7 protein-coding genes, 2 pseudogenes and 1 riboswitch are annotated in these 7,339 nt (G+C 70.0%); of the genes and pseudogenes, 3 read left to right on the top strand and 6 right to left on the bottom strand.

Annotated elements, in window-relative coordinates:
- Positions 1-258, top strand: a pseudogene (locus ACWCYO_RS39895) (hypothetical protein); the annotation flags it as partial.
- A gap of 47 nt (positions 259-305) precedes the next feature.
- On the opposite strand, the gene ACWCYO_RS39890 reads toward ACWCYO_RS39895, so the two are convergent.
- Together ACWCYO_RS39890 and ACWCYO_RS39885 are read right to left on the bottom strand one after the other, a co-directional pair.
- On the bottom strand, positions 306-863 hold the full coding sequence (locus ACWCYO_RS39890; protein WP_270149438.1) for a GNAT family N-acetyltransferase: 558 nt from the start codon (positions 861-863) through the stop codon (positions 306-308).
- Positions 864-1,171: 308 nt separating this feature from the next.
- The gene (locus ACWCYO_RS39885) at positions 1,172-1,543 is read right to left on the bottom strand and encodes a DUF7144 family membrane protein (protein ID WP_449786964.1); all 372 of its coding nucleotides are present in this window, start codon (positions 1,541-1,543) and stop codon (positions 1,172-1,174) included.
- 260 nt (positions 1,544-1,803) lie between these two features.
- Between ACWCYO_RS39885 and ACWCYO_RS39880 the strand changes: the two genes are divergently transcribed.
- The gene (locus tag ACWCYO_RS39880) at positions 1,804-2,007 is read left to right on the top strand and encodes a hypothetical protein (RefSeq protein ID WP_449786963.1); all 204 of its coding nucleotides are present in this window, start codon (positions 1,804-1,806) and stop codon (positions 2,005-2,007) included.
- A gap of 17 nt (positions 2,008-2,024) precedes the next feature.
- Here the strand turns inward: ACWCYO_RS39880 and ACWCYO_RS39875 are convergent, their stop codons facing one another.
- From ACWCYO_RS39875 to ACWCYO_RS39860, 4 genes and pseudogenes are all read right to left on the bottom strand, one after another.
- Positions 2,025-2,759: a type 1 glutamine amidotransferase gene (locus tag ACWCYO_RS39875; RefSeq protein ID WP_449786965.1), complete on the bottom strand. Its 735-nt coding sequence runs from the start codon at positions 2,757-2,759 to the stop codon at positions 2,025-2,027.
- A gap of 26 nt (positions 2,760-2,785) precedes the next feature.
- Entirely contained in the window at positions 2,786-3,916 is a 1,131-nt protein-coding gene (locus ACWCYO_RS39870) for a hypothetical protein (RefSeq protein ID WP_270149434.1), read from the bottom strand.
- A 987-nt stretch (positions 3,917-4,903) separates the two neighbouring features.
- Entirely contained in the window at positions 4,904-5,632 is a 729-nt protein-coding gene (locus ACWCYO_RS39865) for a LysM peptidoglycan-binding domain-containing protein (RefSeq protein ID WP_270149433.1), read from the bottom strand.
- Positions 5,619-5,740: riboswitch (cyclic di-AMP (ydaO/yuaA leader) on the bottom strand. It overlaps the preceding gene by 14 nt.
- A 250-nt stretch (positions 5,741-5,990) precedes the next feature.
- Positions 5,991-6,173, bottom strand: a pseudogene (locus tag ACWCYO_RS39860) (IS5/IS1182 family transposase); the annotation flags it as partial.
- A gap of 110 nt (positions 6,174-6,283) precedes the next feature.
- On the opposite strand from ACWCYO_RS39860, the gene ACWCYO_RS39855 reads away from it, so the two are divergent.
- Positions 6,284-7,180, top strand: coding sequence for a lysozyme (locus tag ACWCYO_RS39855; RefSeq protein ID WP_449786962.1), 897 nt, complete (start codon positions 6,284-6,286; stop codon positions 7,178-7,180).
- Positions 7,181-7,339: the final 159 nt, after the last annotated feature.

The following is a 7,339-nucleotide window of genomic DNA, read 5'->3' as shown; positions in this document are numbered from 1 at the left end:
GCTGTCGTTCACCCACCACGGCTGCGGCGCCGAGATCGAGCAGGACGTGCCGGCCGCCACCGCCGCCCGACGCCCGGCGCCCACCCCAAGTCCGGCCATACCCCGCACCCGAGCCCCGGCGCCCGCCCGGCGCCGAACGGCGGGGCCCCGGCGATCCCCACCCTCGGCCCGGGCACCATCTGCGACCAGGCCGAACGCATCGGCCGCTGGCCGGCCGGTTCGGAGCAGGCCCGCCTCTGCCGGAGCGTCTACGGCTGACCCGGGCCGGTTCCGTGCCCTTCGCGGAGCACCGCAGCAAGCCGCCCTCAGGCCTGCTTCAACTCCTTGGTCAACAGCTCGAACCGGAGGTCCGGCCGGCGCGGGATGCCGAAGCGCTCGTCGCCGTACGGGAAGGGGCTGTAGACGCCGGTGCGGCGGAACCCGCGCCGCTCGTACCAGGCGATCAGGTCGCCCCGCTGCTCGACCACGTTCATCTCCAGCCGCCCGACTCCCCACTCCTCGCGGGCCATCCGCTCGGCCTCGGCCAGCACCAGCCGGCCGATCCCGCCGCCCTGCAGGGTCGGGCGCACCGAGAACATGCCGAAGTAGGCGCTGTCCGGGCGCCGCGCCAACTGGCAGCAGGCGATCGGCTCGCCGTCGCGCTCGACCAGCAGCACCACGCCCTCCGGGTGCTGGACGGCCTCGGCGACATCGGTGGCATCGGTGCGCTGCCCGTCCAGCAGGTGCGCCTCGGTGGTCCAGCCGGCCTTGCTGGCCTCGCCCCGGTAGGCGGACTCCACCAGCTCGACCAGCGCCGGGACGTCGGCGAGGGTCGCGACCCGGAAAGCGGGCCCGGCTCCGGGCTCCGTAGCGGTTTCGGACATGGCTGATCCTCTCCTCGGAAAAGTCGACTTCCGGGGCATGGTGCCACAGCGCGCGGCCCGGGCACCGGGGCAGGACCATGCCGGAGCCATGGCACGGCTGACGAGGACATGGACGCCACCCGAGCGCTCGACGCGGCAAGGTCGCCGGCAGGGGCGGGCCACAGGCCGTACTGTCAGCCGCGCTCCCGCCGACGGCATCGCGCCCTCCCCGGGTGCCGACCATCGGCGGCTGAAGCCGGGCTTCTCAAGGTCCCCGACAGAGTCGGGCCACCAGAAACCTCAGATTGGAAAATGGCTCATGGAGTCGGCTACAGCGTCGCCTCCCCGTACTCATGCCTGTCCCAGTGCACACAGAGCGCGTAGATCGCCAGGATGTCCAGCAGGATGATCAGCACCGACCAGAGCGGGTAGCTGGCCACCACCCACATGTGCGAGAAGGCGTTGAGCGACAGCACGGCCACGCCGGCCCAGCGCGCCAGCTGGCTGCCGGCCACGATGCCGGCCCCGATCAGGGCCAGCAGGATCCCGAGCACCAGCAGGGTCCAGCCCCAGGCCCGCAGATCGCCCACGACGATGTGGGCGCCGTCGACGAAGACGTGCGACCGGTTGATCGCGGCGATGCCGTTCAGGCCGTTGAAGAGCGCCAGTATGAACACCAGCACACCGGCGAAGGTCACCATGCCGCCCGGGCAGCAGCGGCGCCTTGCGAGCCTCTCGCTCGCACCGGTCGCCGACGAAGTAGGAGACTCCATGGAACACCTCCGATGCGCCGCACCCGTCCCCGGGATGGGCGGCGAGGGCTTGCGCTGAGTGGCTCCTACTGACCAGCCTAGATTCGCACCGCGCGGCGGGCGCGACGTACCCGGCTCAGGCGGCGGCCGTCCGCTGCAGGGCGCCGAAGGAGGAGCGGAGGAGCTGGCCGCTCACGGCCGGCACCAAGGTGGGGAAGGCCGACTCCGCCCTCTTCGAGAAGGGCGACACCACCAAGGTCCACGCCGCCCTCGTCGAGGAGGGCGACACCACCAACGTCCACGCCGCCCTGGACACCGGCGACAACAAACCGGCGGCCCGCACCACCGTCCCCCCACGGGCGGCAGGCCGCCGGCCGCGCTGTGCCGACGGCGGGTGTTGTAGAAGTCCGTGATCCAGGTCGCGATCCCATCAGCGCGTGATGCGGTCGATCACCAAGCGCTCGAAGAGGTCGTCGTGCAACTCGTCCTGGTACTGCTCGACCGAGCGGTGCGCAGCCGCCGCGTCGCCGCGCCAGCAGCTGATGACGTCCTCATTGAAGTCGATCAGCCGGCGCACGTCGTCCGGGGTTAGCTCAGGATGGAACTGGCACCCGAAGACCCGCTCGCCGTAACTCAGTGCTTGGACGGAGGTGTGCTCGTTGTGGTACTCGATACGCACCCCGTCCACCTCCTCGATCTGCGGACTGATTGCCTGATAGTGGAACGACGGCACAACGCCAACGCCGTGGTCGCCGCCTCCACCGCGGTGGAGGTCGCTAACTCGGCTCACCTGGGTCAGGCCAACCTCGATGCCCGAGGTGTCGATGATCGAACCTGGACGCAATGCCTCGGCGATCAACTGCGAGCCCAGGCACACACCGATCACCGCCGGGCCCGTGCCGTCGTGCTTGTTCGCGTCAGCGATGAGCTCCCGCATCAGCTTGATGGTCGCGCGCATCCACACGGCGTCCGAGTGCACCGAGGTCTGGCCTCCAGTGAACACGTACGCCAGGGTCGGTTGGGGCCGACGCGTGGTCAGATCGGCTGCCTCGGTCACCAGGTTCAGACGGCCGCAGCTCAGGCCGGCTCGGATCAGCCGCTGCTCGATCCGGTCGGCGTAGTCGAGACCGTCGTAGATCAGCCCGTCTGCGACGCAGATCTGCACGTCCACTGGCACGATCCCCGCCCCTTTCACCCGTAGAACCTCGACCACAGGTTGAGGGCCGAGTCGACGCACTGGACGAAGCTCAGGATAGCTACGATCGTCACCGCCAGGTTGACTCGCGTCACCCGGCGCATCTGGTCGTGCTCCAGCTTGCGTTCCACCGCGCGTCGCGCCATTTCGAGCAGTGTGTCGGTACGCTCGCGCACCTTTTCGGTCTCCCATGCCTTCAGTACGCTGTCGCGCAACTTGAGCACGTGGAAGTCGTAGCTGAACGTGGGTCGCACCAACGCCTGGTAGTCGGCGCGCAGCCGCCGTTCCAGCCCGATGAGCAGTTCGGGGTCTTCGTCCAGGGCCGACTCACGGATGATCCGTTCCGCGGCACCGGCGGAGCGTTCGAGCCGGGCGTAGTGCACGTTCAACTGACCAAGGAGGTGCTCAAGCTGGCCGAGCGTGCCGTGAGGGTCGTCTCGGGAGGCCAACAGGAAGAAAGCGTATCCGGGGTAGAAGAACTCCTCCGGCCACGTCGATTCGGAGGGGATCGGCTCGGCGGAGCGAGGGTAGATCAGGTGCCGCAGAGAATCAGAGAGCGTCGCCCGGCCAGGGACCGGGTGGGTGGTGCTGCCTGCGTAGGTGAGGTTGAAATACGGCAGGATGGTGGGACACGGCGGCCCCTGTCGGCACCGATCGGACATCGCGGTGAGGGCTGGCAGCAGCTCGTCCCTGATGCGTGCGGTGACATCGTCGCGGCCCTTCTGCCCGAAGCCGTCGATGAGCTGTTCCCGCCGTCTCTCGGACCACCCGTCAACGATGCGCAGGTGTACAGCCACTGACCCGTAGCCGTCCGGGAACAGAATGCCGGTGACATGCAACTCCACTGGTAGCGCCGTCGTCTCCTGCACGATCGTCGTCAGCCGCGCGTGGAAATCCTCGGAGCCGGCGAGGTGGGTGAGCAGGTCAACAGGCGGATTGCCGAAGGTGAGCGAGCCGCGCAGGAATTGGTCCAGGGACCGGTGCACCAGCGTGAGGCGCCCCTCTGGATCGAGCTTGCCGTCCGCCGGAACGGCGAAGCCGGGAGTGCCCCCGAGCGACACGGGCCCCGGATAGAAGGGCCCGGTCAGCAGGAGCAGGGCATCGCCACAGAAGTCAACGTCACTCAACTCCGCGGGCGGTGGCCCAACAGCCGCACGAGCACGTGGTAGCTCCGCTCCGTCCGATACCCCGTCCTTCTCCTGGACAGGTCCAGGACCGTCCATGCGACCGCCCCCAACGATTCAGGCATCACCAGCTCTGCCAACTGCCGAGATCCATTACAGGCATCTGACACGGCGCGCCGCCCCGTTCGCACCCCCGCCTTCGATTCAAATCGGCGGTCCCGGCCCCCTGGCGTCAGGTCAGAGAGCCCGCCCGCTTCACCCGGTGGCTACTGCAACCGCTGACATGCGCCGAGGCCGCCCTGAGGCTAACGGCGCTCGCCCGGCGCCAAGCTGAGTACGGCAGCGCCGGTCGCGAGACGCTTGATGATCCGCATGCTGAAGCCCCCGTTCGTGTCCCCCGCCATCGAACACGCAGATCAGTCTGCATGAGGAGTTGTGACAGCACATCCAGCTCGACGTAAGAAGGGGTCGGGATTCCGCTTCGCGAGATGTTCAGATCGCCGCCAGGGCGATTTCCCAGCGGAACCAGCCCGGCTCCCGCTGCCGCTGCCGCTGCCGCTGCCGCTGGCGATAGCTTCCCAAGCGACCACGGTAATCGCCAATCCGTTGGCTGATTCGGAGGATCCAGTGCCGCAACTCTGCACGATTTCCATCACCGGCCGGCCGGACCCTGCTGCGCGAGGCGCACTGGACGCGACGGCAGTCGTTCATCGAGCGCTTCACGGACTGGGGGACGAGGACCTCGCCGTGTACGCCGAGTACCTGGTGCGCTACGTCGCGGCGGACCGGCCGCCGCCGCGGTTCCGTCCGGACCCCGGGTACGCCGACGGCCCGGCTCACGCAGCGCGACGTGAACCGGGCCGGTCAGGTGGCCGCCTGGCAGCCCGTCAGCCGCCGGACATCCGGCCACCGGGCGGTACTCGCTGGGACCCATCGGTTCGAACAGGCCGATCAGGTCCGATCAGGCCGTACTGATCGGGAGAGGTCCGATCAGTACGCGTGGTGCACCTGCCAGAACGCCCAGGCGGCATTCGGGCTGCCGTAGACGGTGTTCATGTACTGCAGAGCCCACTTGAGCTGGGTGGCGGGGTTGTTCTGCCAGTCGGAACCGGCCGAGGCCATCTTGTTGCCGGGCAGCGCCTGCGGCAGGCCGTAGGCACCCGAGCTCGGGTTCGTGGCGTGGATGTTCCAGCCGCTCTCGTGGCTGATGATCTGGTCGAACGAGGCCAGCTGGTTCGCCGGGACGATCGAGGCGGCGAGCGCCTGCAGCGCGGCCGGGGTGTTGGCGACCGGGGCGGCCGCAGCGACCGGGGTGGCGGCGGCCGGCTTGGCCGAAGCCGCGGCGGGCGCCGGGGCGGCCCCGCCCAGGGTCAGGTGCTGGCCCGGGTGGATCTTGTCCGGGCCGTCGGTCAGCACGGACTTGTTGAGGTCATAGAGCTTCTGCCAGCCGCCCTGCACGTGGTGCGTGGTGGCGATCTTGGTGAGGGAGTCACCGCTCTGGACGGTGTAGCCGGCGGGCGCCTGCGGGGCGGCGGCCTGGACCGAGTGCACCGGGGCGGACTTGACGGGGGCGGCGTTCGCAGCGGTGGCGGCGACCACCGGGACGCCTGCGCCGACGCCGACGACCACGGCGGCCGCGACGATGCGCTTGATGGAACCGACGGCGAACAGGCTGGGGCGAGCGTTGACGGGCAGCATGAAGTGCGATTCCTCTCCCACGCCTGCGAGGTGAGCTGTCGGGTTCGGGCTGGAGCAGCCCGGCCGCGCAGAGGCACGGCTTCACCCCTAGCCCCGCCGGGACCAGCCCGGATGAGGCGACTTACCTGTGGGTCCCCCGCCCCTGCCGTGGTGCTTCATGGGTGCACGTGCCCGCCCGATCCGGCGGCAGGATTCGGCGTTCCGGAGAGCGGGGTTCGTTTCGTACAGAGACGAACGAGAAGGACCGTAAACGGCATGGAGCCATTAGCACAAGCATTCGTGACCCGGGTCACGGCCCGGCCGGATTGTCCGAATGATCCGTAACAGTCCTTGATAACGATGCGGCAACAGCCCGGTGAAGGTGCCCGCCGGCAGGCCATCGGACTCGTGGGCTTCGGGGGCGGGCGCTCCAACGGCAGAGGAGCCGGGCCCGGGTGATCAGGCATCGGACAGTGATGATGGTGCCGGCCGGGGCGAGGAAGAACCCGGCTGCTGCTCTTCGGCGCTCGGTGCAGCGACGGAGCCTGCCGAAGTCGTTCATCCACGCCGGGCATCTGGCGACCCTGGCGGATGCATGGCTACCCTGCTCCCCGACCGGATCAACTACCGGCCGTACCGGGCCCGTTGGGCCTTCGCGCCGCGGGCCGTCGCACCGGAACCAGAGGAGTGTCCATGCCCCGCTCTTCCCGCTCCGCCCGCCCCACCGGTACCACCAGATCCACCCGCCGCCGGCTCCCCCTAGTGGCCGCGCTCGCCGCCGCGACCGCCCTGGTCGCCGGCGTCACCGCGCCCGCCTACGCGGCCGCCCCCGCCCCTCTCGCCCCCTCCGCCTCCGCCATCGAGGGCCGTCCGGCCTTCCACCCCGACCGCGACTTCGCCGGCTCCACCGTCGCCGCCCACGAGGGCCGCACCGGCGGAGCACCCGCCGCCTCCCTCGCCGTCACCCAGACGCCCGGGATGGACGTCGCCAGCTACCAGGGCAACGTCGACTGGTCCACCGCCGCGGCCAACGGCGCCCAGTTCGCCTACGTCAAGGCCACCGAGGGCACCAGCTACACCAATCCGTACTTCGCCCAGCAGTACAACGGCTCCTACAACGCCGGCCTGATCCGCGGCGCCTACCACTTCGCGCTGCCGGGCAACTCCTCCGGCTCCGCCCAGGCCAACTGGTTCGTCGACCACGGCGGCGGCTGGTCCGCCGACGGCGCGACCCTGCCGCCCGCGCTCGACATCGAGTACAACCCGTACGGCGCCACCTGCTACGGCCTCAGCCAGAGCGCCATGGTCAGCTGGATCAGCGACTTCAGCAACACCGTCCACTACCGCACCGGCCGCTACCCGACGATCTACACCACCACCAACTGGTGGTCGAGTTGCACCGGCAACTACGGCGGCTTCGGCGCCACCAACCCGCTCTGGATCGCCCGCTACTCCTCCACCGTCGGCACCCTGCCGAACGGCTGGAGCTACCAGACCTTCTGGCAGTACTCCGACACCGGCACCTTCCCCGGTGACCAGGACCTGTTCAACGGCGCCTCCGACCGCCTGAGCGCCCTCGCCCTGGGCTGACGCGGCAGAGCCGGTGCGGGGCCGCCTCCCGGGGCGCCCCGCACCACCCCGCGTCCGCGCCACCCCGCGTCCTCCCGCGCCGGGCGGCCGGGAACGGCACGAGGGCCCGCGCCGGCGCGGATGCGCGGGCACGGGCCCTCGTGGGTCGCCCTGGTGGTC

Source organism: Kitasatospora sp. NPDC001683, assembly GCF_053596495.1.
The sequence above is the reverse complement of the archived record's forward strand: the minus strand, read 5'-3'. Positions and strand labels throughout refer to the sequence as shown.

Bases quoted from the DNA above. Each gene is read 5' to 3' on its own strand.
- ACWCYO_RS39890 (WP_270149438.1), bottom strand. From the start codon at position 863: ATGTCCGAAACCGCTACGGAGCCCGGAGCCGGGCCCGCTTTCCGGGTC.
- ACWCYO_RS39885 (WP_449786964.1), bottom strand. From the start codon at position 1,543: ATGGTGACCTTCGCCGGTGTGCTGGTGTTCATACTGGCGCTCTTCAAC.
- ACWCYO_RS39855 (WP_449786962.1), top strand. From the start codon at position 6,284: ATGCCCCGCTCTTCCCGCTCCGCCCGCCCCACCGGTACCACCAGATCC.